Below are 22,073 nucleotides of genomic sequence, written 5' to 3' on the forward strand. Positions count from 1 at the left end.
CGAATATGAAATGGCAAAAGCAATGAGCGGACAAAAACCTGTGAAACCTTCACCTGATGGCCTGGCTGCATCAGTCAAAGCTACCAAAACCAGGGGTTTACCGCCCGTTCACCCGTGGAATCCTCCGTTTTGCGGCGATCTGGACATCAAGATCGCAAAAGATGGCACATGGTCTTACTTGGGGTCACCCATCAACCGGTTCGAGCTTGTGAAGCTATTTTCCTCAATTCTTAAGAAAGAAGATGGGAAATATTATCTTGTGACCCCGGTCGAGAAGGTGGGAATCACCGTCGAGGACGCGCCATTCATTGCCGTCGATTTCGAACAATCCGGTGACGGGGATGCAAAAACGCTGACATTTGTGACCAAGGTCGGCGATTCAGTCGAGGCCGGGCCAGATCACCCGATCCGCATTGTCATTGATCCGGATTCGCAGGAGCCGTCGCCCTACATAATGGTGCGCGCGAACCTTGAGGCGCGTATCGACCGCAAGAGCTTTTATCGTCTCGTCGACATCGGAACGCATCACGACGGATGGTTTGGCGTCTGGTCCGCAGGGCGGTTTTTCCCGCTTGTGTCATCCGATGCTTTAGATCCTTAAGCAGGCTGTTGTGTTTTGCGATCTTGGGCCAGCACTACGGCAAGGGCGACGATCCCGGCGCCCAGCGCGCGGGTCCAATTCCAGTCATCCCCCATGACAACCATGATCACCATGACATAAAAGGGCGCGATGTTGATGTGGAACGACGCCAGCGCGACCCCCAACTTTCCAATCGACCCGACGAACAGAACCTGACTAAGGCCCATCGATATCAGCGCATAAATGACAAGCATCCCGGCTTGCTGAGGGTCAAATGAGGTCGATGGCATAATGTCCTGGCCCAACATGTGGGATCCGAACATCAACAGCGATGCCGTGATCAGACCACCAACAAAGGTGATCGTGGTGCGCCCGGTCTGGCTGAGCTCCGGGAAATCCCGCGACGTCGCCATACTGGCCCAGCAGAACAATGCGGTCGAGGCGACGGCGCAAGCAGCCCCCAACCCCAATTGCGCTGGCGCGACAGTGCTGGTTGCAATCAACCCACCGATTATGGACAACGAGACCCCAGCCGCAAAACTCCACCTTAGACGCCGCTCACCCGCGGCCAGTTCCAGCAACGTGGCCGACAGCGGTGCGCAGGACGCAATGATGGCCACTGTTACCGGATCCGTCAGTTTTTGTGCCAGAATGATCAGGAACATTCCGGTCCCAATGCCGGCCCCGCCCACGAACATCGCATGACCCCAGCGGGCGTTCAGAACGCGGCGCGGCCCATCAATCAAAAGCCAGAGCGGCACCATGAAGGCAACGGCAAGCGCAAGCCTTGCGGCCAGCAAGGCGACGGGTGGCCAACTTTGCAACAGGACTTCCGCTGCTGGAAACCCTGCTGCCCAGGTCAGCATGGAGCCAACTGCCAAACCGTTGCCGGACAATGCGGAATTCCGTCCACCCGACACAAATACTGCGTTCCCGCGCGCGGGGTCAGGGCTCATGGCCATTGCTTGGATACCTTCTGTTGGCACGGCGTTATTGAAATGATTCGCCGCGTTAGGCTGACCCTCTCTGAAATGTTCAGGGCGTTCTGGCAGATTTTCGACAATCTGTCGTTTTCAGTCCCTTTCCAGAAAATCACCCAAACGCTAAGTTCGGCTCACCAGACACCGGGACCGCTCATGCCCAAATTTTCTGCCAATCTGTCTTTGCTCTTTACCGAGCTGCCATATCTCGAACGCTTTCAGGCCGCCGCTCAGGCAGGGTTCGAGGCTGTTGAGATCTTGTTTCCCTACGACCTGGCTGCAAAAGAAACGCGGCGCGCCCTGTTGGCCAACGGGTTGGAGCTGATTTTGATCAATGCACCCCCACCCAACTATACGGGCGGGCCGGTTGGCTATGCGGCAATTCCCGGGGGTGCAAAGCGGTTCCAAGGCGACATCCGCAGGGTCCTACGATATGCGGACGTCCTGCGCCCCGGGCTGATCCACATCATGTCGGGTTATGCATCGGGCCGACAGGCGTTGATGAGTTTTGTCGAAAACCTGCAATGGGCCGCTGATGTCGCACCCCAGCAGCAATTCACTATCGAGCCTCTCAACCCCGTGTCCCAGCCAGACTATTTCCTGAACGATTATGATCTGGCCGCTGACGTGCTGGACCAAGTGAACCGCCCCAATGTCGGCCTGCAATTTGACAGCTTTCACGCGCAGATGATTCATGGAGATGCGTTGGCGATCTGGGACAGGTTTCATGATCGCGTGGTTCACGCACAAATCGGCGCTGCACCTGACCGATCAGAGCCCGGGCGCGGACCAACGGATTTTCCCCGCCTGTTCGACGCCATGGACAGCTGCGACTATTCAGGTTGGGTCAGCGCCGAATACACCCCATCCACACCGCGCACATCCGAGTCATTGGGCTGGATGCGGCAGTAATACTAACGAGCAACGCTGGTATTTTTCATCAAACTGCCGCACATCTGTGCAAAGTGATCAAAAGGAGGCTGTGATTGTTCCCTGCCCGCTATGCCCGCGCCGTATTCAGCCTGATCATGTCAGGCCTCATGTCCTGCATCGTGACCGGAATCGCCACGGTCAAAGCCATTGGGTTTGGCCCCGGCACGTTCGGCGACTGGATGGCATCCTGGGCCTTTTGCTGGCCCATCGCCTTTAGCGTCATCCTGCTGCTGGGCCCTACCGTACAAGGACTGGTCAATCGCCTGGTCAGTCCACAGGACTGAACCGCTGCAAAGAGGGCCCGCCGGGCCTGATGAGCAGCGCCGTCCTTAATGCGCCTCGGCCCAGTTGGCACCCTGCCCGGCATCGACATCCAGCTTCACGGCCAGTTTGACCGCTGGATCCGACGCCCCTTCCATCACGTCACGCGCCGCCGCGACCAGATCGTCGACAGAGTTCTCAGCCACTTCGAACAACAATTCGTCATGGACCTGCAGCAACATTTTGGCAGGCAACCCATTGATCGCATCCGGCATTCGCACCATAGCACGCCGGATCACATCGGCAGCCGTCCCTTGAATCGGCGCATTGATCGCCGCACGGCGTGAGAAGCCGGCATGTGGACCCTTGGCAGTGATCTCGGGTGTATGAATTTTGCGACCGAACAGCGTTTGGACATAGCCATGCTCTTTGGCAAAGGCGATCGTGTCATCCATGTATTGACGAATACCGGGGAACCGCTCGAAATACCGGTCGATAAATCCCTGCGCCTCGGCCCGCGGGATACGCAGGTTGCGCGCCAGACCAAAACCCGAGATGCCATAGATCACACCAAAGTTGATCGCCTTGGCCTGACGGCGAATGTCTGGCGTCATCTCGTCCAGCGGAACGTCAAACATCTCGGACGCAGTCATGGCGTGAATGTCCAAACCATCCGAAAACGCCTGTTTCAGGGCGGTAATATCAGCGATATGCGCCAGAATACGCAGCTCGATCTGGCTGTAGTCGAGGCTGACCAACACATTGCCCGGTTCTGCAATAAACGCCTCACGAATGCGGCGACCTTCCTCGGTGCGCACCGGGATATTCTGCAGGTTCGGATCGGTCGAGGCCAGCCGCCCGGTGTTCGCGCCGGTGATCGAGTAAGACGTATGCACCCGACCGGTGTCCGGGTTGATATGGGTCTGCAACGCGTCCGTGTAGGTCGATTTCAGCTTGGACAGCTGACGCCAATCCAGCACCCGACGTGGCAATTCATGCTCGGTCGCCAGATCTTCCAGAATATCCGCCCCGGTCGAGTACTTCCCGGTCTTTCCTTTCTTGCCGCCTTCCAATCCCATCTTGTCGAACAGGATCTCCCCCAGTTGCGCGGGGGAGCCTACGTTGAAATTCTCACCGGCCAATTCGTGGATTTCAGCCTCTAACCCGGCCATTTTCTGCGCAAACGCGTTGGACATCCGGGACAGCACATCGCGGTCGACCTTAATACCGTGCATCTCCATCTCAGCAAGAACCGGTACCAAGGGGCGTTCCAAAGTCTCGTAGACTGTCGTCACCTGCACCTGATGCAGTTGCGGCTTGAACAGCTTCCACAGACGCAGCGTGATATCCGCATCCTCTGCGGCATAAGCAGTGGCCTCGTCAATTGGCACCTTGTCGAAGGTGATCGCCGATTTGCCCGAGCCCAACAGCGGTTTGATCGGGATCGGTGTATGGCTCAGATACCGTTCAGACAGCGTATCCATGCCATGCCCGTGCTCACCGCCATGCATCGCGTAAGACATCAGCATCGTGTCATCGATGGGCGCGACGTTCACGCCGTAACGCGCAAAGATCTTGGCATCGTATTTCATGTTCTGCCCGATTTTCAGGATCGACGGGTCCTCGAACATCGGTTTCAGCATGGTCAACGCCTCATCCACAGGCATCTGGCCCTCGGCAAGCGCATCTGATCCAAACAGATCATCGCTGGCGCTTTCACGGTGGATGAGCGGAATGTAACAAGCCTCGCCCGGCTCGATACACAGTGAAATTCCCACCAGATCGACGATCATTTCGTTAAGGCCCGTGGTTTCGGTATCCACCGCAATCCAGCCGCGCTCATAGGCTTGATCGATCCATTTCTGCAAAGCTACCGCGTCGCGTACACATTCGTATTTCGACGCGTCAAACGGGACGGCTTCGACCTCAGCCTCTTCAACGACTGGCGCAGGCGCATCGGCAATAACCGGAGCCTCGGCCCCCAGTTTATCAGCGATGCGCTTGGTGAGTGTGCGGAACTCCATCTCGGCCAGAAAACCCAGCAAGGTTTCGGGGTCAGGATCCTTCACTTCAAGATCCGCCAAAGTGAAATCCAGTGGCGTTTGCTCATCCAGTTGAACCAACCGTTTCGACAGTTCAATCTGGTCGCGATTTTCAACAAGAGTCTGACGGCGCTTGGGTTGTTTGATCTCTTCAGCGCGGTCCAGCAGCGATTCAAGATCGCCGTATTCGTTGATCAACAGCGCGGCGGTCTTGATCCCGATGCCAGGCGCACCGGGCACATTGTCTACACTGTCCCCGGCCAGCGCCTGCACATCGACAACCCGTTCTGGCCCAACACCGAATTTCTCGATCACACCATCGCGGTCGATGCGCTTGTTCTTCATCGCATCCAGCATTTCGACCCCGCCGCCAACCAGCTGCATCAGATCCTTGTCAGAGCTGACGATGGTCACGCGACCACCGGCCTCGCGCGCCTGAACGGCGAGGGTGGCGATGATGTCGTCGGCCTCATAGCCCTCAAGTTCCTTGCAGGCGATGTTGAAGGCTTTGGTCGCCTCACGTGTCAGCGGCATCTGCGGGCGCAAGTCCTCGGGCATCGCCTCGCGATTGGCTTTATAGAGGTCGTACATGTCGTTCCGAAACGTATGCGATCCCTTATCAAAGATCACCGCAACATGGGTCGGCGCATCCGGCCCGGCGTTATCTTCGACATATTTCTGTAGCATGTTGCAAAAGCCCGAGACCGCGCCAATCGGCAAGCCATCGGACTTCCGCGTCAGCGGTGGAAGTGCGTGATAGGCCCGAAAAATAAACGCTGATCCATCGATCAGATGCAGGTGGCACCCTTTTCCGAACTCGCTCATGCGCCCTCTCCGTTTTGGTTAGAAACGGTTCTGCCACAGGGCCGCGCGGGTGGCCAGCTAAGAAGGGTAACTATCCGCCAAAGAGGTCAGAGAAGACATCCGAAAAGCTGTTCAGCAACGCCGCAATGACTAACACACCCAAAAGGGCAAAAAAGGCCATTGCGAAGAACTGAAACAAGATCGCACCGGTTCCGACCACGATACCGGCAATTGCAGGCCGCCTTCTTTCGTGACGCAACAGACCAACAGCGGCGATAATAATCGCGATCCCCCCCAGCATGGCAACGCCGATTTGCAGGTAATCATCCAAGTCCCGCGTTGGCGCAACAGGCTCGGGCTGATCTATTCCAGCCGCCGAGCGCAAAGTGGATTTTCCGATTTCCGCCGCGAGTTCGCCCAAAGACACGCCCGCCGTTTGCTGTGGCGCAAAAGGTCCCGCCCAAAAGACAAACAAAGCCGCTAGCAGGGATATCGATGCCACAGCAAAGCCAAGCCAGCCAAAAACGGGGCTGTGACTGTCACTCGCTGTCACGTCGGTCATTGCACTCACTCATTCTGTTGCGCGCGCTCTATACCAACGAAACGCGGCAAGACTTGGGCATCAGATGTGCTCAGGCGTGCCCGGGCCCCTTCAGCACGTATTTGCAATCGCAATAGGGACATTCGACCCAACCGGTATCTTCGGAGATTTGCAACCATACGCGCGGATGACCCAACGCGCCTTCGCCGCCGTCACAGGCGACACGGCTTTGTTCAACGATCTTGGTTTCGGGCGCTTCCATTGTCACGGCTGGCGATCCTTCATTGGTTGTCGGCCTCGCGGGCATGCATTAGGTGCGTTTATGAGCGATGAGGAAACCGGGGGCAAGAGCCACAAATGACCGACGCGGCGATCAGTATCAAAGGGTTGCGCAAAACCTATCGTGGCGGCAAGGGCCAGCCCGAAAAGCTTGCTCTCAAGGGGATTGAGCTAAACGTGCCGCGCGGGTCGGTTTTTGGTCTGCTCGGGCCGAACGGGGCCGGGAAATCGACCCTGATCAACATTCTGGCCGGATTGGTCGTGAAATCGGCAGGCCATGTGTCGATCTGGGGGTTCGATCAGGATCAAAACCCGCGCCAATCCCGCGCCGCAATTGGCGTGATGCCGCAAGAGCTGAACCTGGACCCTTTCTTCACACCGCGCGGTGCGTTGGAGGTTCAGGCGGGGTTGTATGGCGTGCCGAAATCAGAACGGCGCAGCGATGAGATCCTCGAACTTGTCGGCCTCAGCGACAAGGCCGAGGCCTATGCCCGTACTCTGTCTGGCGGCATGCGGCGGCGATTGTTGCTGGCCAAGGCGTTGGTGCATCATCCGAAAATACTGGTGCTGGACGAACCCACGGCCGGCGTTGATATCGAGCTGCGCCAGATGCTTTGGGCCAATGTGCGTAAGCTGAATGAACAGGGTATGACCATCATCCTGACCACACACTATCTGGAAGAAGCGCAGGAAATGTGTGACGAAATCGCCATCATCAACCACGGCGAAAAGGTTACCCAGGACAGCACCGCCAACCTGCTGGGCCGTATGGACAGCCGCACCATGGTCATTGTGCCGGACAGCCCTGTTTCAGATCTACCTGTGGCCGAAGGAGTCGACGCCACGCTGCGCGATGATGGCAGCCTGGTCCTGCAATACCGCAGCAACCACACCAGCGCCGAGCAGGTTCTGGAAGCGGTCCGATCCGCGGATATCCGAATCCGCGATGTGCGTACCGAAGAGGCCGATCTGGAAGATGTGTTCCTCGCTCTCACGTCCTCGCGCGCGGATGATCCCCCGGCCGACGATCAGGACCAGCCACGCCGGGGAATACATCGCGTCAAGCTTTAGGTCCGGTCGATCCGCGCGTGATAACAATTGTTGAGCGCGGATCGAATGTGGATATATGCGACGTCCTCTCGCGCAAAGATGGTCTGTGCCGCGTCGTGCAACTGGCTCTGTTGTGCGATGACTCCGGTCCCGTAGACGATCCGATCATCCGACCCGTAACCCTTGATCAGATAGTTGGGTGAGGCGGTCAGCGCCTCGGGCAGTTCTGCAGGGTCTTCGTACTGCTGACAAGGCTCTACACAAAGGTAAATGGGTCCTGTTTCGGCAAAGGGCTGCGTTTCCGGAAAGGGACGATGCGCCAATACAAGCATCTCTTTGCCTTCCGGAATGTAAGTCAGGCAGTGCCTGCATGGATTCCCCCGACCGTTTGAAATCGCGCGTTCAGGTGGGTTGCCGTACCCATCCGGTGCGCCATCACGATAAGCCTGAACTTCGGCGGTTGGGAGTGCAGAAATTTTGTGCATGATATGTCTCCTTTTCTGCCCCGAACATGCCCACATGCCCGCGCCCGGGCGACCCGTTTCCTGCGCAATTCCTATAGCTTGGCGTCGAGGATTGCATTCTCACGCGCCTCAGCCGGTGGACGCTTCGTCGCGGCGCCTGCTGACACCACAGACGCGCGACAAAACCACCCCTGTCAACCGAGTGTTGAACTCGCTATTGGGCCTAAACAGAGTCGAAATCCGAGACCTCAATGTCCAGACCAACCCTGCCGCCGCGCTTTCCAGCCACACCTGACCAGATCACCGCTCAGGTCGCTGCCTTTTACGCCCGTGTCCGGCAGGACAAGGTGCTGGGCCCTGTATTTGCAAACCATGTCACCAACTGGCCCGCGCATGAAGAAAAAATCGCCGCCTTCTGGCGCAACGCCATCTTGTTCGAGCGCTGCTACGACGGAAACCCACAACGGGTCCATATCCAGCGACCCGACGTCCGACCCGAAATGTTTGCCCATTGGCTGGATCTGTTCGAAGAGGTCGCCACCCAAACGCTGCCGCCGGAAACCGCCACCCCGTGGGTTGCACTGGCCCGGCGCATCGGTGTTGGGATGAAAGCGGGTGTGCAATCTGCGCGCCAACCGAAGGATGCGCCACCTATCCTGCGATGAGACAGATCATGCCGGGCATAACATGTTAGCGGTAAAATTGGGGGCTATCAGACTCTTTCAAATGGGTTTAATCAACATTAAACGACAGCTGCCGAATCTCCGCACGCTGCGATGAAAGATTGCTAAAACACCAAACATCTACCCGAGGCCAGATCGATGAGCGCTCAGAACACGACCCTTCAGGGACTTGGCTTTGCCTTTCTGGGCTTTGCCGTCTTTGCCAGCCATGACGCGCTGATCAAGGTCTTGGGCGGCACATACTCGGTGCTGCAGATCATCTTCTTTTCCACCCTGTTTTCCTTTGTCCCGATGGCCGTCACAATCCTGACCGATCGTGCGACGGGCAACTTCGTACCCCACCATCCCTGGCTGGTGCTGCTGCGGTCGGCGCTGATGGTGACAGGCATGTCCTGCGCGTTCTATTCCTTTTCCGTTCTGCCACTGGCCGAGGTCTACTCGCTGCTGTTCTCCTTCCCTTTGATCGTCACAGTGCTGTCGATCCCGATCCTTGGCGAAGTGGTCCGTGCCCAGCGTTGGGCCGCTGTAGGAGTTGGCCTGATCGGCGTGCTGATTGTCTTGCGACCCGGTACAACCGACATCACACTGGGTCACTTCGCCGCCCTGACAGCCGCCTTTTGCAGCGCCTTCGCATCGGTTCTGGTGCGCAAGATCGGGAATGAGGAACGCTCGGCCGTACTAATCCTCTATCCGATGCTTCTGGCCATCTTCGTGATGAGCCTTGCACAGCCAGCGGTCTACCAGCCGCCCTCCTTGCTGCATCTGGGCATGATGGCTCTGGTCGGAGTGTTCTCGGTCATCGCGCAGCACCTGATCATTCTGGCCTACCGTGCAGCACCCGCAGGCGTGGTTGCGCCCAGCCAATACAGTCAGATCATCTGGGCAACACTGTTCGGCATGATCTTCTTTGGCGAAAGACCGGATGTCTGGGTCGCGGTCGGCGCCAGCGTCATAATTGCGTCAGGTGTTTTCGTTGTCTGGCGCGAAACCCGCGCAAACGCCTCGGCCAACAAACCTGTTCTGCGGGTGCGCTCGCCACGGTCGGATACAGGTGCGACGCGGCCTGGAGACTAAAACCCAGCCGTCAAGAGTCACTGCACCTGATCTTAAGATCGCCATTTGTCCCGCTCTTCTCGAAACGATCTATGGCGCGCACTAAATCGCTCAGCCTTTTGTGGCCATATGTCCGGGAATCGAAATCCGGATACATCTTGCTCAGCTGACTTCCAACAAACCCCAGGCTAGCCCAACCATCAGACTCATTCGTGTTCTGCACAACGTTGCGAATTAGCTGAAACGCATGGTTCAATTCATGCTTTGGATTTATGTTGCGGGCCTTCGTTGCCTGAGTAGTATCTAGTTCGGGCCGTTCTATATTTTCGATATAAATAAACCTGTTGCACGCCGCCACGAACGCCTTAGGCGCCTTGCGCTCTCCGATACCGAACACGTCCAGCCCCTGTTCTCGAATACGGCTGGCGAGGCGCGTAAAATCGCTGTCGGAGGAGACCAAGACAAAACCACTAAAGCGTCCGGAATGCAGGATGTCCATGGCATCAATGACCAAGGCGATATCACTGGAGTTCTTCCCAGACGTGTTGGCAAATTGCTGATGTGGAACGATCGCATATTCGGCCAAGGATTTGGCGTTCCATCCTTGCGGCGACCCATTGGAAAAATCCCCGTATATCCGCCTTAAACCAGCCTCACCTAATGTCGCGATCTCTTCAAATATCTCTACGGCATGTTTTGAGGCCACATTGTCCGCATCAATCAGAACGGCGAGGCGGTCTGAACTTCCTCGTGTCACTTCAATTCCTCAACTAAAATTATGTATGCAACAAGGAACGTAAGAACAGAAAGGGGCAGGAAAAAGCCTGCCCCGTGTATTTTCTCAATTTTATCAGTAGACGACCACCGATCGGATGCTCTCACCTTTGTGCATCAGGTCAAAGCCGTGGTTGATATCGTCCAGACCCATCGTGTGGGTGATCATCGGGTCGATCTCGATCTTGCCTTCCATGTACCAATCTACGATCTTGGGCACATCCGTGCGACCACGCGCGCCGCCAAAGGCGGTGCCGCGCCACGACCGGCCGGTGACCAGTTGGAAGGGGCGGGTCGAGATTTCTGCCCCCGCAGGTGCCACGCCGATGATGATTGATTCACCCCAGCCCTTATGCGCCGATTCCAATGCCGTGCGCATCACGCCGACATTGCCGGTGGCATCGAATGTATAATCCGCGCCGCCCTTGGTGATGTCGACAAGATAGGGTACCAGATCCCCTTCGACCTCTTTCGGGTTCACGAAATCAGTCATGCCAAACTTTGTGGCCATTTCGACTTTGGACGGGTTCAGGTCGACGCCGACGATCTGGTCAGCTCCGGCCAGTCGCAGCCCCTGAATTACGTTCAGGCCAATACCGCCCAGACCAAAGACGATGGCGCGGCTGCCGATCTCGACCTTGGCGGTGTTGATCACAGCGCCGATCCCGGTGGTCACACCGCAGCCAATGTAACAGATCTTGTCGAAGGGTGCGTCCGGGCGCACCTTGGCCAGCGCAATTTCGGGCAAAACTGTGTGGTTGGCGAACGTCGAACAGCCCATGTAGTGCAGGATCGGATCGCCATCCAGCGTCGAAAAGCGAGAGGTGCCGTCGGGCATCAGACCCTGGCCCTGAGTTGTCCGGATCGCCTGGCACAGGTTGGTCTTGGGGTGCAGACAGTATTCGCATTCCCGGCATTCCGGTGTGTATAGCGGAATCACATGATCACCCGGCTTCAGGCTGGTCACACCCGGGCCGACCTCGACCACGACGCCTGCGCCCTCGTGCCCCAGGATGGCCGGGAACAGACCCTCAGGATCCGCGCCTGACAGGGTGAATTCGTCGGTGTGGCATATGCCGGTTGCTTTGATCTCGACCAGAACCTCACCAGCCTTAGGGCCTTCAAGGTTTACATCCATCACTTCCAAGGGTTTGCCCGCCTGAACGGCAACGGCGGCACGGGTACGCATGGTGATTGTCTCCCTGTCAATTTTGCCCCGACCCTGCGTCAAATACAGGGTGTTTTCAACTGTGCTTTCATGGCAGGCTGGCTAATTAATTGATATTGCAGAAACGACATTGCCAGAATGAGGAACGCCAATGCACCGTTTTATCCCGATCCTGATCCTTCTGGCGGCCTGTGCCGAAACGACCATCCCTGAAGAAACCGCATCCGCGCCCGAAGACGCCCCTGTTGATCTGGCTTTCTGCAAAGGTGAGGCTTTTGCGGACTCGGTGGGCCAGCCTGTTTCGGCAATTCAGGCCAATCTGCCCGAACGATCCCGCGTGTTGGGTCCTAATGACATAGCGACGCAAGACTATCGCATCGACCGTCTGAACGTGTTCGTGAACGGCGCCGGGGTCATTCAGCGACTGACCTGCGGATAAGGGCAGGACAGCACAGACCGGATTGGCACCACTATGTCGGCGGGCTGGTTTTGTCAGTGTCTATTTTCCGCGATAAACCAGAAAGCCCGGAAGGTAGTCGATCAGTCGGATCGCCCATGAAAACGGTGCTGGAAAATCGGTGCGGAACCGACGGCGGGACATCGCCTTTACCACCCGGTCTGCCGCATCTTCGGGCGTCATCAACATCGGCATCTTGAAGTTGTTCTTCTCAGTCAGACGGGTCTTGATGAACCCGGGATTGACGATGCGCACGGTCACACCCGTACCGGCCAGATCATGCCGCATCGTTTCCGCCAGCGAGATCAGCGCCGCCTTGCTGGAACCATAGCCGATTGCCGCTGGCAAGCCGTGGTACCCGGCAAGCGAGCCAATCAGGGTTATGTCCCCCCGCCCCGCCCCCACAAATCCGGGAACCGTTTCCCCCAAAACCCGAAGAGCGCCGGTAAAATTCACGTCGTTCATCGCCAGCGCAGTCTCGGTATCCCAATCCGCTGATCGCATCGGGTCATACGCGCCAGCATTGTAGACCAATCCATCCACCTCTCCGACATCAGCCACCGCACGGCGCACCGCTGTCAGGTCGGTCACATCGAGGGGCACCGCCCGCGCGTTGGGCAGGGCATCGCAAATTTCGGCCAGACGATCGGAGTTGCGCGCAGACAAAACCAGATGAGCGCCCTGATCACTTAGCTTTTCGGCCAATGCACGACCCAACCCCTCGCTCGCGCCAAAAATCCAATAGGTCTTTCTTGCAAATCTGCTCATGCGTGGGCCATCCGGGACACCAGGGACAGCAGCCCCGGGCACTTTGCTTGTGTTATTTTAATCATGTTAGAGGTTTTACGCGCGCGGAATACAGCTGGATCACGTCGATACGCAGGAAAATCCTGCGAGGAGTCATAATGTGGTGCGCTTGGAAAAATAATCTAACCTGATTGATCCAGCACCGGATCTTCTACGTATTTCTTTGTAAAAAGTCGCACAAAGAGGATCATATGTTCGACGAGACACGGGGCGTACGCAAAAAAATCGCGGTTGTAGGTGCAGGCATTTCAGGTCTTTCCGCAGCTTACTACTTATCAGAAGACCACGATATCACTCTATTCGAAGCTGAACCCAGGCTGGGCGGACATGCCCGCACAGTGATGGCTGGTAAAAACGGGGACCAGCCGGTGGATACCGGATTCATCGTCTTCAACTATGCGACCTATCCCTATCTTACAAAGCTGTTCGAAGAACTGAACGTCCCGGTCACCAAAAGCGAGATGAGCTTTGGCGCGACCATCGATAACGGTCGCATTGAATACGGGCTGAATACGTTACGCACCCTGACCGCGCAAAAACGCAATCTGGTGCGGCCCGCCTACTACAAGATGATCGCGGACATCCTGCGCTTTGGCAAAGAAGCGCCCGAGGCCGCCAAAGACGATGACACCACGATTGGCGAACTGGTTGATCAGCTCCGCCTCGGTCATTGGTTCCGCCACAACTACCTGATGCCCATGTGCGGCGCGATCTGGTCCACTCCGACCGAGTTCGTAGACCAGTTCCCTGCCCGCTCGTTGGTGCAGTTCTTCCGCAATCACGCACTGCTGGCCAGCGGCCGGGCCAATCAGCACCAATGGTGGACGGTCAAAGGCGGCAGTATCGAATATGTCCGCCGGGTCGATGCCGCCCTGCGCGCCCGGGGTTGCGATATCCGGTTGGCCAGCCCAGTTGAAAACGTTCGACGCGACGAAACTGGCGTGACGGTCACCAGCCAGGGACAGTCTGATCAGTTCGACGAGATCATTCTGGCCACTCATTCCGACCAATCACTGGCCATTCTGGGTGAAAACGCAACCGCCGACGAGGCCGCCGCGCTTGGCGCAATCCGGTATCAGCCGAACTCGGCCGTTTTGCATTGCGACCCGTCGCAGATGCCCAAACGGCGCGGGTGCTGGTCCAGTTGGACCTATCGGTCGCAGGGCGGAAACGTGAGTGTGACATATTGGATGAACCGCCTTCAGAACATCCCAGACAGCGATCCGCTGTTTGTGTCCCTGAACGCGACGTCGGAGATTCCCGCAGACAAAATATATGATCAGGTCGAATTCGCCCATCCGGTGTTCGACAAGGCGGCCCTGAAGGCACAAGGGCTAATCCGTAGGATGCAGGGACAAAACCGAACCTGGTTCGCCGGGGCTTACAACCGGCACGGGTTTCACGAAGACGGGATAGCCAGTGCCATGCACGTCGTCGACCGCCTGAATGGCACCCCGCAAACCATCGGAGCTGACAATGGCATTCTTGAAAAAGATCCGGCCATCCCTGTTGCGGCCGAATAACCGAGGCTGGCGTACCTCGTTGCTTGCGTTTGTGTTGCTGGCCCCGGGCGGGGTGGTGGCCTCAACGGTCGCAGACGTGTTGAACAATGCCCAATTGCGCGGCGATGCAACCTTTCGGTTTCTGGGCCTGTCGGTTTATGACGCCAAGCTTTACACGCCTCAGGGTGCGCCCTTCAACTGGAGCCAGGATTTTGGTCTGCTGCTGAGATATCGCAAGAACCTGAAACAAAAGGCGCTGGTTGAATCGACGCTTGAAGAAATGGATCGGCAAGGTAACGGCGCGCCCGTTCAAAACCAGTTGGAACAGTGCTTTCAGTCGGTCAGCAAGGGCGACACTTATCTTGCTGTGTCGCGAGGCCCTGACAAGGTTGCTTTCTGGCGCAACGGAACCAAGACCTGCACCCTGTCCTATCCCGGCATCAAGCGTGCATTTATGTCGATCTTTCTTGGCAACAACACCCGATCCGCACGCTTTACGCGGCAATTGAAGGGGCAGTGATGCTGTATCCCCGTGTCAGCCTATATGCGCTGATGCTCGCAGCGGCGGGTATCCCGCTTTATATCCATTTGCCGCGATTTGCCGCGGTCAATCTGGGGATCAGCCTGGGGGTGATCGGAACCGTTCTGCTGGTGATCAGGCTGGTGGATCTGGTGCAGGATCCGTTGATCGGCTGGGCCATTGACCGATGGCCAGGTGGGCAGATTCTGTTTGCCTCACTGGCCGCAATTGGTTTGGCCATTGGGTTTCCCCTACTGTTTTCCCTACCCGCAGGCGCAAGTGTGACGGCTCTGATCGCCATACTGGTGTTATTGTTTTCAGCCTACAGCCTTGGAACCATCCTGCTTTATGGGCGCAGCGCAACGCTTGCTAAAAGCCCTGACCCGAAAGAGCTGATGACACTGGCCGCATTCCGTGAAGGTGGGCAACTTACCGGTGTTGTCATCGCCGCTAGCACCCCGGCCTTGTTTTTGGCCCTTGGGGCGCAAGCGCAGGGGTATCCTGCATTTGGTCTGTTTTTGGGGTTGCTCGCAATTCTGACCATGATCCTGACACTGCCGATGTGGCGTCGCACCCCAATCACTGGGCAGGGCCTGTCTTTCGCAGGCCTTGGTCAGGCCGGTGGGTTGCGGTTGCTGGCGCTCGCGCTGGTCAACAGCCTGCCCGTGGCGATCACGTCTACGCTGTTCCTGTTCTTTGTCGAAGACCGATTGCAGCTGCCCGGCAAGGCGGGTCCGTTACTCATCCTGTTTTTCCTCAGCGCCGGTGCCAGCGTTCCGCTCTGGGCAAAGCTCAGCAATCGAATTGGTCCGAAAAGAACGCTGATGATCGCGATGCCCCTATCGATCGCAGGCTTCATTGGTGCGGCCACGTTGTCCGCGGGGAACCTTACCGGGTTTGCCGTGATCTGCCTGGCATCGGGCGCGGCCCTTGGGGCCGATATGGTGGTACTGCCCGCTATGTTTTCGGTCGTTCTGACCCGCGCAGGTCTGAATGCATCCACCGCGTTTGGAATCTGGTCATTCGCAGGCAAACTAGGCCTCGCCCTGGCTGCCTTTTTCACCCTGCCGTTGCTGGAACGCAGCGGTTTCAATCCCGGTCAAACCAATTCCGGAGAGGCGCTGAATACACTCAACCTCGCCTATGCGGTCCTGCCGTGCATCCTGAAACTAGGGGCCTTCGCTATGGTTTTGACACTGCCCACAGAGGTCACACGCAAATGAACGCCGTCGCCATCTTCTTGTTGACGCTTCTTGTCGCGCTCATCGCAAGAAGCCGCCTGCTCAGCTTTCGAGCTCAATCACCGTCGGATTACACCGGTACCGGGCCAGTGTTTTCGCTCAAGGACAATCTGAACGGGGAAATCCTGTCCGAGGGCCTGATCTATGGCCCCAACGGAAAAATGTCGAACAGCTTCGTCGCGCGTATGGTTGGCGAATGGACGGGAAACTCAGGCACGCTGTCTGAATATTTCACCTATTCCAACGGGAAACAGATGACGCGCAAGTGGTACCTGACCATGGGCACCGGGAACAGTTTCACCGCCACCGCAGACGATATCGTGGGCGAAGGAAAAGGCACTATCTCTGGCTCGACCGTCAAACTCACCTACAAGATCGTTTTGCCCGAAGATGCCGGAGGGCACACTCTGGACGTCACTGACTGGATGTATCTGACCGAGAGCGGAGCGATCATGAACCGATCTGAGATGCGAAAGTTCGGCATCAAAGTTGCGGAACTGGTGGCCACCATGCGTCCGGCCCCGAAAACCAAACACATCTATGTAAACGGCACGAATGGGTATGACTCCGCATCCGAGGGAAAGCCACTGCAATGATGTCCTATCGGTCCCTTGTTGCCTGTATCGCTATTGCCAGCCTGGCGTTACTTGCCGCCTGCTCAGGCAAGCCACGCGTGCCCAAAACCTTTCTGTCAGACCGTCAGCTGAACCTTGAGGAGTTCTTTGAAGGCAAATCCGTCGCCTATGGTCAGTTTCAGGATATTCTGGGGAATGTACCACGGCGCTTTACTGTGGATATCGACGGCACATGGGATGGCGAGACCCTGACGTTGGTGGAAGACTTCGTTTACGATGACGGCGCTACCGAGCAACGCATCTGGACCCTGACCAAAACCGGCGAGGACACCTGGACCGGAACGGCCCCCGGCGTGCTGGGAATGGCCAGCGGGATCGAACGCGGCGATACCTTTAACTGGAAGTACAAAATCGACCTGCCTATCAAGGACGGCACCATGCGCGTGAACTTCGACGACTGGATGTGGCTGTTGGAAGATGACCGCCTTCTCAATCGCGCTTACGTCTCACGCTTTGGCGTTCGGCTGGGTGAGGTCATCTTGTTCTTCGAAAAGAAGTAACCCACGAAGCTCGACCAGCATTGCCAAGCTCTTTGTGACACGCTTTTGGATTTGCGCGCCCTACCTGCGGACGTGGGCCCGTATTATTTACGCCCCGCCGGCAGATCGTTTTGCTTTTCCTTCAGGATGGTCTGGAACAACATCTCGATCTCGGCCTTTTCAAGCGCCTGTTTGCCGCCCTCGAATACCGAGTTGCCCCGAAGGGGCTCGTCGGACGTCGATACTCGGGCAACCTTGTTGTCCAACAAGTAGCTCAGAATTGACTTCATCGGCATAGCTGACTCCAACAGTTAAGCTTCAAGGCGCTGTCGCTGCGGATCTGATCCGAACCCCGAGGGAGAGTGGGCTCAAGGAATTTCGTGAGTGGTTCCCTTGACCCGCAGCGACACGGCCCATGTAGGAAGAACGACGCCTGTCGTAAGGGGGAAGAAATCGGGATTTTGCGTCATTTTTTGACTGGACAGTCAAAAAAGAGAGGGAAAGCTTACGTTTACGTCAACAAGCTCAACAATCAGGCAGGTTTTCGCGACGCTACGTCAAATTCTGATAGCTGGATAAAACCCATGGTCGGAGGTTTTCAAATTGCGAATCCACTGCAATTGACATCCCAGATTCATCCGGTTCGATTACTCAATAGCGGCATGAGCGGGCAAAATTCTCGTTCGGCTGGCAAGCCTGATCAGCAAGAAATCGTAGGGGTTGTCTGTAATAAAAAAGGGCGCGCCACCACCAGCGCGCCCGATCCATGGGGAGAATGAAATTTCGCGCTTGAAACACACCATAAGCGCTAACTCGTTAATGTATTCAATATGAATGGTTTCCATCGACTCGTCAGTGATGACGTTCACACAGCATAGGAATTTGTTAAGATTCTATACTGTTGGAGGGTAACCCGGGCACAGCTTAGAGATCAGAAAATTCATCAATAAAATCAACAGATTTCTGATTTTCCGCGTGCAGCTATCCAAGATCCCTGAGAACAATGGGCCCCAGCGGCTGAGCTTTATTCGCTGATCAAAGGTAGGCTGGTTTCTAGTGGGGATTAACGGTGCGACGCGCCAAACTCGTACCCCCTCATGGAAATCGCAAACCCATCTAGGCGCGCCGCTGTTTTGTTATTAGATCCGAGCCATGTTCGAAATATGTCAGTTTTGTTAAATTGGCTTGATTTACGAGAATCCCCCAAATTCGAATAAACGCCGGGCAGCTAAGTTGGCATCAACGGAACGCTACCACCACTCCGTATATCCCCTGTTGAGGGGCTGGCATCGACCCCCTTGTCCAGCCCCTCTTGTTCCCTAAGAAAGTGCTACACATGGATGGCGCTCATGGGGGCTTCCGCATGCCATATGTTCTGGCGCCTACGAAACACGTGCAACCGAGACCCGACATCATCGTCAAATCGGATCAACTTGTAATCTGAGACTTCGCGTGGCCTAGAGCCACCAAACTCGAAGTATTCATGAGGAACAGTTTGGAAAAAGTGGTGAGCCGTGCAGGATTCGAACCTGCGACCCACTGATTAAAAGTCAGTTGCTCTACCAACTGAGCTAACGGCCCACTCTTTTCTGGATCCATTCGATCCGTGGCGCTCTCTAAGACAATTGCCCAACAGGGTTCAAGACCTTATTTTACGCCTCGTTTCGCCATCACAATCAGTGTTTCAAGCGTCCCGATAGGCGGCCTAATTAGGCAGGTGATACCGGGGGGTCAACCCCTTTTTTAAGGAATCTACGCGACAGGGTGGATTCATCTCACGTGCAACGTTATATGCCCGCCATGCAACAGGCACACGACACCGGATTGCCCTTCATGAAGATGCATGGGCTGGGCAATGACTTTGTCATTGTGGATGCGCGCGCGCATGCGGCATCGATCACCCCGGCACTGGCCAGGGGAATCGGGCATCGGCAATTTGGTGTAGGATTCGATCAACTGGCTGTCATAGGAAACGGCGACGCTGATGCGCATCTTGTGTTTTACAATTCCGACGGTTCCACCTCCGCCGCATGCGGCAACGCCACCCGGTGCATCGCGCGCATTCTGATGGACGAGGCAGGTAAATCCGAAGTTACACTGACGACCGCTCGGGGAACGCTGATTGCCAGGGACGCCGGCGACCGGCTGACCTCGGTCAATATGGGTGAACCACAGCTAAACTGGAACGAAATCCCGTTGGCTGAAGAGGTCGACACACTGGAACTGCCCATCGAGGGCGGGCCTACGGCGACCGGCATGGGCAATCCCCATTGCACGTTCTTTGTCGAAGATGCCGAGGCCATTCCGTTGGCCGAATTCGGTGCGCGGTACGAATATCATCCTCTCTATCCGGAACGCACCAACGTTCAGGTGGCGCAAATCATTGGTCCGGACCACATTCGTATGCGGGTCTGGGAACGTGGTGTCGGCATTACGCTGGCCTCTGGTTCATCCTCCTGTGCGACGGCTGTCGCTGCCGCGCGTCGTGGCCTGACGGGGCGCACGGTACAGATCGAGTTGGATGGCGGAACGATCTGGATTGATTGGCGCGAGGATGGCGTCTGGATGACAGGACCCACTCGCCACGTGTTCTCGGGCACGCTGACACCAGAGTTCCTGGAGTCGCTGGGATGACTGCGCCCAAATTCACGACATTGGGCTGTCGCCTGAACGCCTACGAGACCGAGGCGATGAAAGAACTGTCGCAACAGGCGGGTCTGAAGGACGCAGTGATCGTGAACACCTGTGCCGTAACTGCCGAGGCGGTGCGCAAAGCCCGGCAAGAGATTCGCAAACTACGCCGGGAAAACCCGGGTGCACGCCTGATCGTCACCGGTTGCGCCGCGCAAACTGAACCGCAAACCTTTTCCCAAATGGATGAGGTCGACGCGGTCATTGGCAATACCGAAAAGATGCAGCCCGAAACCTGGAAAGGTATGGCCGCAGACTTCATTGGCCAGACCGAGACGGTTCAGGTCGATGACATCATGTCGGTCACCGAAACCGCTGGCCACTTGATCGATGGTTTTGGCACCCGGTCCCGCGCCTATGTGCAGGTTCAGAATGGCTGTGACCATCGCTGCACCTTCTGCATCATCCCATACGGCCGCGGCAACTCGCGCAGCGTCCCCGCGGGCGTAGTGGTGGACCAGATCAAGCGTCTGGTTGACCGGGGCTATAACGAGGTTGTTTTGACCGGCGTAGACCTGACGTCCTGGGGTGCCGACCTGCCTGCGCAGCCAAAACTCGGCGACCTCGTCATGCGGATTCTCAGGTTGGTGCCCGACCTGCCACGATTGCGCATCAGCTCAATCGACTCGATCGAAGTGGATGAGAACCTGATGCAGGCCATCGCGACCGAGCCGCGCCTGATGCCTCACCTGCACTTGTCGCTTCAACATGGTGATGACCTGATCCTGAAGCGCATGAAGCGCCGCCATCTGCGCGACGACGCCATCCGATTCACCGAAGAGGCGCGCAAGTTGCGGCCGGAAATGACATTTGGGGCCGACATTATTGCCGGCTTCCCAACCGAATCCGATGCCCATTTCGAAAACTCGCTGAAACTTGTCGCCGAGTGCGATCTGACTTGGCTGCACGTCTTCCCATACTCCAAACGTGAAGGCACACCGGCAGCACGTATTCCTCAGCAGATCAATGGCAACGTTATCAAAGACCGCGCCGCCCGTTTGCGCGCCGCAGGTGAGGCACAGGTCACCAAACACCTGCAAGCTCAAATCGGGAAGACCCATCATATCCTGATGGAAAACCCTCATATGGGTCGGACCGAGCAGTTCACAGAGGTCACATTTGACGCGCCACAAACCGAAGGGCAGATCGTGAGAGCTCGAATCTCCGGAACCAATGCGCCGCAGCTAACGGCCTGAACGCAAGCTGCCTCTTCATCTGGCCAAAAGTATCCCGGGGGTGAATTGGCCACAGGCCAAGAGGGGGCTGGCCCCCTCTGCCCGGCCACAAAAAAACCCCCGCCACCATCAGGTGCGGGGGTCTTGAAATTCAGATCTCGGGAAGACCTTAGTGCTTGCGACCTTTGACCGGTGCCCAGAGGCGCTTGTTGACAAGGTACAACAGGACCGACAGCACGGTTAAGAAGATCACACCGACGAAACCGGCGTTTTTGCGCTCCATCATCTTTGGTTCAGCCGCCCACATCAGGAACGCGGACACATCTTCCGACATGGCCTCAACCGTGTTGGCATGACCGTCGGCGAACTCAACTTGCTCATCCGACAGCGGAGGCGCCATCGAGATCCAACCACCGGGGAAGGCGGTGTTTTCGTACAGGATCGTGCCTGCCTCTTCCTTTTCCTCGCCCGTATAACCGTTGATCAGGGACGCGGTGTATTCGGCACCGCCCATGCCTTTGACCAGTTGGTTGATCCCCAGACCGTAAGGCCCATGGAATCCAGCGCGGGCTTTCGCCATCAGGCTCAGGTCCGGCGCACCAACTGCGTCATTGGCTGGGAAGTGGTCGGTCGGAATGGCTGGACGGAAGTCGTCCAACTCGGGGTCGAACACTTCGAAGTTGTCGGCCGCGTAGGTGATGACCTGCTCTTCCGAGTAGCCCAGCGCCTCAAGGTCACGCAGAGGTACATATCTCAGACCGTGGCAAGCTGCGCAAACCTCGGTATAGATCTGCAGGCCACGCTGAAGCTGGTTCTGATCCCAGGTCCCAAAGGGGCCTTCGAACGAGAAGTGGAAGTCCTCGATATGCTGCTCACCGCCACCTGCCGCAAAGGTCGAGGCAGGTGCAAACGCCAGAGCAAACGCGGCACCGAATGCAAGTTTCTTGAACATGG

General features: G+C 56.9%; 25 protein-coding genes and 1 tRNA gene. 15 read left to right on the top strand and 11 right to left on the bottom strand.

What is annotated here, in order from left to right; genetic code table 11:
* The first annotated feature begins 22 nt into the window (after positions 1 to 22).
* Positions 23 to 601 (top strand): DUF1285 domain-containing protein, encoded by a 579-nt coding sequence (locus D9K61_RS18995; RefSeq protein ID WP_162946963.1) that lies wholly within the window; start codon positions 23 to 25, stop codon positions 599 to 601.
* Here D9K61_RS18995 and D9K61_RS19000 read toward each other — a convergent pair.
* Positions 598 to 1,536, bottom strand: a complete 939-nt coding sequence (locus tag D9K61_RS19000) for a DMT family transporter (RefSeq protein ID WP_120634863.1) — start codon at positions 1,534 to 1,536, stop codon at positions 598 to 600. The genes D9K61_RS18995 and D9K61_RS19000 overlap by 4 nt on opposite strands.
* Positions 1,537 to 1,716: 180 nt before the next feature.
* On the opposite strand from D9K61_RS19000, the gene D9K61_RS19005 reads away from it, so the two are divergent.
* Together D9K61_RS19005 and D9K61_RS19010 are read left to right on the top strand one after the other, a co-directional pair.
* The gene (locus D9K61_RS19005) at positions 1,717 to 2,472 is read left to right on the top strand and encodes a hydroxypyruvate isomerase family protein (RefSeq protein ID WP_120634864.1); all 756 of its coding nucleotides are present in this window, start codon (positions 1,717 to 1,719) and stop codon (positions 2,470 to 2,472) included.
* Between the two features lie 74 nt (positions 2,473 to 2,546).
* Positions 2,547 to 2,777: a DUF2798 domain-containing protein gene (locus D9K61_RS19010; protein WP_120634766.1), complete on the top strand. Its 231-nt coding sequence runs from the start codon at positions 2,547 to 2,549 to the stop codon at positions 2,775 to 2,777.
* A 45-nt stretch (positions 2,778 to 2,822) separates the two neighbouring features.
* Here the strand turns inward: D9K61_RS19010 and polA are convergent, their stop codons facing one another.
* From polA to D9K61_RS19025, 3 genes are all read right to left on the bottom strand, one after another.
* Positions 2,823 to 5,621, bottom strand: a complete 2,799-nt coding sequence (gene polA / locus D9K61_RS19015; RefSeq protein ID WP_120634767.1) for a DNA polymerase I — start codon at positions 5,619 to 5,621, stop codon at positions 2,823 to 2,825.
* 70 nt (positions 5,622 to 5,691) lie between these two features.
* Positions 5,692 to 6,162, bottom strand: coding sequence for a hypothetical protein (locus D9K61_RS19020; RefSeq protein WP_120634768.1), 471 nt, complete (start codon positions 6,160 to 6,162; stop codon positions 5,692 to 5,694).
* 70 nt (positions 6,163 to 6,232) lie between these two features.
* Positions 6,233 to 6,409, bottom strand: a complete 177-nt coding sequence (locus tag D9K61_RS19025) for a zinc-finger domain-containing protein (protein ID WP_120634865.1) — start codon at positions 6,407 to 6,409, stop codon at positions 6,233 to 6,235.
* An 89-nt stretch (positions 6,410 to 6,498) separates the two neighbouring features.
* On the opposite strand from D9K61_RS19025, the gene D9K61_RS19030 reads away from it, so the two are divergent.
* Positions 6,499 to 7,491: an ABC transporter ATP-binding protein gene (locus tag D9K61_RS19030; protein WP_120634769.1), complete on the top strand. Its 993-nt coding sequence runs from the start codon at positions 6,499 to 6,501 to the stop codon at positions 7,489 to 7,491.
* On the opposite strand, the gene D9K61_RS19035 is transcribed toward D9K61_RS19030, so the two are convergent.
* Positions 7,488 to 7,955, bottom strand: coding sequence for a DUF1203 domain-containing protein (locus D9K61_RS19035; protein ID WP_120634770.1), 468 nt, complete (start codon positions 7,953 to 7,955; stop codon positions 7,488 to 7,490). The two genes, D9K61_RS19030 and D9K61_RS19035, sit on opposite strands and share 4 nt — an antisense overlap.
* Before the next feature lie 230 nt (positions 7,956 to 8,185).
* Between D9K61_RS19035 and D9K61_RS19040 the strand changes: the two genes are divergently transcribed.
* Together D9K61_RS19040 and D9K61_RS19045 are read left to right on the top strand one after the other, a co-directional pair.
* Complete coding sequence (locus tag D9K61_RS19040) at positions 8,186 to 8,599, top strand: group III truncated hemoglobin (protein WP_120634771.1); 414 nt, start codon at positions 8,186 to 8,188, stop codon at positions 8,597 to 8,599.
* Positions 8,600 to 8,755: 156 nt separating this feature from the next.
* Entirely contained in the window at positions 8,756 to 9,691 is a 936-nt protein-coding gene (locus D9K61_RS19045) for a DMT family transporter (protein WP_120634772.1), read from the top strand.
* A gap of 10 nt (positions 9,692 to 9,701) precedes the next feature.
* Here the strand turns inward: D9K61_RS19045 and D9K61_RS19050 are convergent, their stop codons facing one another.
* Positions 9,702 to 10,427 carry an NYN domain-containing protein gene (locus D9K61_RS19050; protein ID WP_120634773.1) on the bottom strand — a complete coding sequence of 242 codons (726 nt, stop codon included), beginning with the start codon at positions 10,425 to 10,427 and terminating at the stop codon, positions 9,702 to 9,704.
* A gap of 93 nt (positions 10,428 to 10,520) precedes the next feature.
* Positions 10,521 to 11,633: an S-(hydroxymethyl)glutathione dehydrogenase/class III alcohol dehydrogenase gene (locus D9K61_RS19055; RefSeq protein WP_120634774.1), complete on the bottom strand. Its 1,113-nt coding sequence runs from the start codon at positions 11,631 to 11,633 to the stop codon at positions 10,521 to 10,523.
* 130 nt (positions 11,634 to 11,763) lie between these two features.
* Here D9K61_RS19055 and D9K61_RS19060 point away from each other — a divergent pair, with 130 nt between their 5' ends.
* Positions 11,764 to 12,051, top strand: coding sequence for an I78 family peptidase inhibitor (locus D9K61_RS19060; protein WP_120634775.1), 288 nt, complete (start codon positions 11,764 to 11,766; stop codon positions 12,049 to 12,051).
* 60 nt (positions 12,052 to 12,111) lie between these two features.
* Here the strand turns inward: D9K61_RS19060 and D9K61_RS19065 are convergent, their stop codons facing one another.
* Positions 12,112 to 12,837 (bottom strand): SDR family oxidoreductase, encoded by a 726-nt coding sequence (locus tag D9K61_RS19065; protein WP_120634776.1) that lies wholly within the window; start codon positions 12,835 to 12,837, stop codon positions 12,112 to 12,114.
* 230 nt (positions 12,838 to 13,067) lie between these two features.
* Between D9K61_RS19065 and D9K61_RS19070 the strand changes: the two genes are divergently transcribed.
* Genes D9K61_RS19070 through D9K61_RS19090 form a run of 5 tightly spaced genes read left to right on the top strand, consistent with a single transcriptional unit; the run spans position 13,068 to position 17,274 of the window.
* A complete protein-coding gene (locus D9K61_RS19070; protein ID WP_120634777.1) occupies positions 13,068 to 14,399 on the top strand; it encodes an NAD(P)/FAD-dependent oxidoreductase in 1,332 nt (443 codons plus the stop codon).
* Entirely contained in the window at positions 14,353 to 14,898 is a 546-nt protein-coding gene (locus D9K61_RS19075) for a hypothetical protein (protein WP_120634778.1), read from the top strand. Before D9K61_RS19070 ends, D9K61_RS19075 begins: the two co-directional genes overlap by 47 nt.
* Positions 14,898 to 16,121: an MFS transporter gene (locus D9K61_RS19080; protein ID WP_120634779.1), complete on the top strand. Its 1,224-nt coding sequence runs from the start codon at positions 14,898 to 14,900 to the stop codon at positions 16,119 to 16,121. The genes D9K61_RS19075 and D9K61_RS19080 overlap by 1 nt, the downstream gene beginning before the upstream one ends.
* The gene (locus D9K61_RS19085) at positions 16,118 to 16,735 is read left to right on the top strand and encodes a DUF3833 domain-containing protein (protein WP_120634780.1); all 618 of its coding nucleotides are present in this window, start codon (positions 16,118 to 16,120) and stop codon (positions 16,733 to 16,735) included. The genes D9K61_RS19080 and D9K61_RS19085 overlap by 4 nt, the downstream gene beginning before the upstream one ends.
* Positions 16,732 to 17,274, top strand: coding sequence for a DUF3833 domain-containing protein (locus D9K61_RS19090; protein ID WP_120634781.1), 543 nt, complete (start codon positions 16,732 to 16,734; stop codon positions 17,272 to 17,274). Before D9K61_RS19085 ends, D9K61_RS19090 begins: the two co-directional genes overlap by 4 nt.
* 83 nt (positions 17,275 to 17,357) lie before the next feature.
* Here D9K61_RS19090 and D9K61_RS19095 read toward each other — a convergent pair whose 3' ends face one another.
* The gene (locus D9K61_RS19095; protein ID WP_120634782.1) at positions 17,358 to 17,549 is read right to left on the bottom strand and encodes a hypothetical protein; all 192 of its coding nucleotides are present in this window, start codon (positions 17,547 to 17,549) and stop codon (positions 17,358 to 17,360) included.
* Between the two features lie 84 nt (positions 17,550 to 17,633).
* Between D9K61_RS19095 and D9K61_RS27035 the strand changes: the two genes are divergently transcribed.
* On the top strand, positions 17,634 to 18,032 hold the full coding sequence (locus D9K61_RS27035) for a hypothetical protein (RefSeq protein WP_162946964.1): 399 nt from the start codon (positions 17,634 to 17,636) through the stop codon (positions 18,030 to 18,032).
* Positions 18,033 to 18,758: 726 nt separating this feature from the next.
* Here D9K61_RS27035 and D9K61_RS19105 read toward each other — a convergent pair.
* Positions 18,759 to 18,834, bottom strand: a tRNA-Lys gene (locus D9K61_RS19105).
* Between the two features lie 210 nt (positions 18,835 to 19,044).
* On the opposite strand from D9K61_RS19105, the gene dapF reads away from it, so the two are divergent.
* Both dapF and mtaB read left to right on the top strand, forming a co-directional pair.
* Positions 19,045 to 19,887 carry a diaminopimelate epimerase gene (gene dapF, locus D9K61_RS19110; RefSeq protein WP_120634784.1) on the top strand — a complete coding sequence of 281 codons (843 nt, stop codon included), beginning with the start codon at positions 19,045 to 19,047 and terminating at the stop codon, positions 19,885 to 19,887.
* Entirely contained in the window at positions 19,884 to 21,140 is a 1,257-nt protein-coding gene (gene mtaB, locus D9K61_RS19115) for a tRNA (N(6)-L-threonylcarbamoyladenosine(37)-C(2))-methylthiotransferase MtaB (RefSeq protein WP_120634785.1), read from the top strand. Before dapF ends, mtaB begins: the two co-directional genes overlap by 4 nt.
* A gap of 148 nt (positions 21,141 to 21,288) precedes the next feature.
* Here the strand turns inward: mtaB and D9K61_RS19120 are convergent, their stop codons facing one another.
* Positions 21,289 to 22,071 (bottom strand): cytochrome c1, encoded by a 783-nt coding sequence (locus D9K61_RS19120; RefSeq protein ID WP_120634786.1) that lies wholly within the window; start codon positions 22,069 to 22,071, stop codon positions 21,289 to 21,291.
* Between the last annotated feature and the right edge of the window lie 2 nt (positions 22,072 to 22,073).

Origin of the sequence: Ruegeria sp. EL01 (genome assembly GCF_900313035.1) — a bacterium.
Taxonomy (GTDB): Bacteria; Pseudomonadota; Alphaproteobacteria; order Rhodobacterales; family Rhodobacteraceae; genus Ruegeria.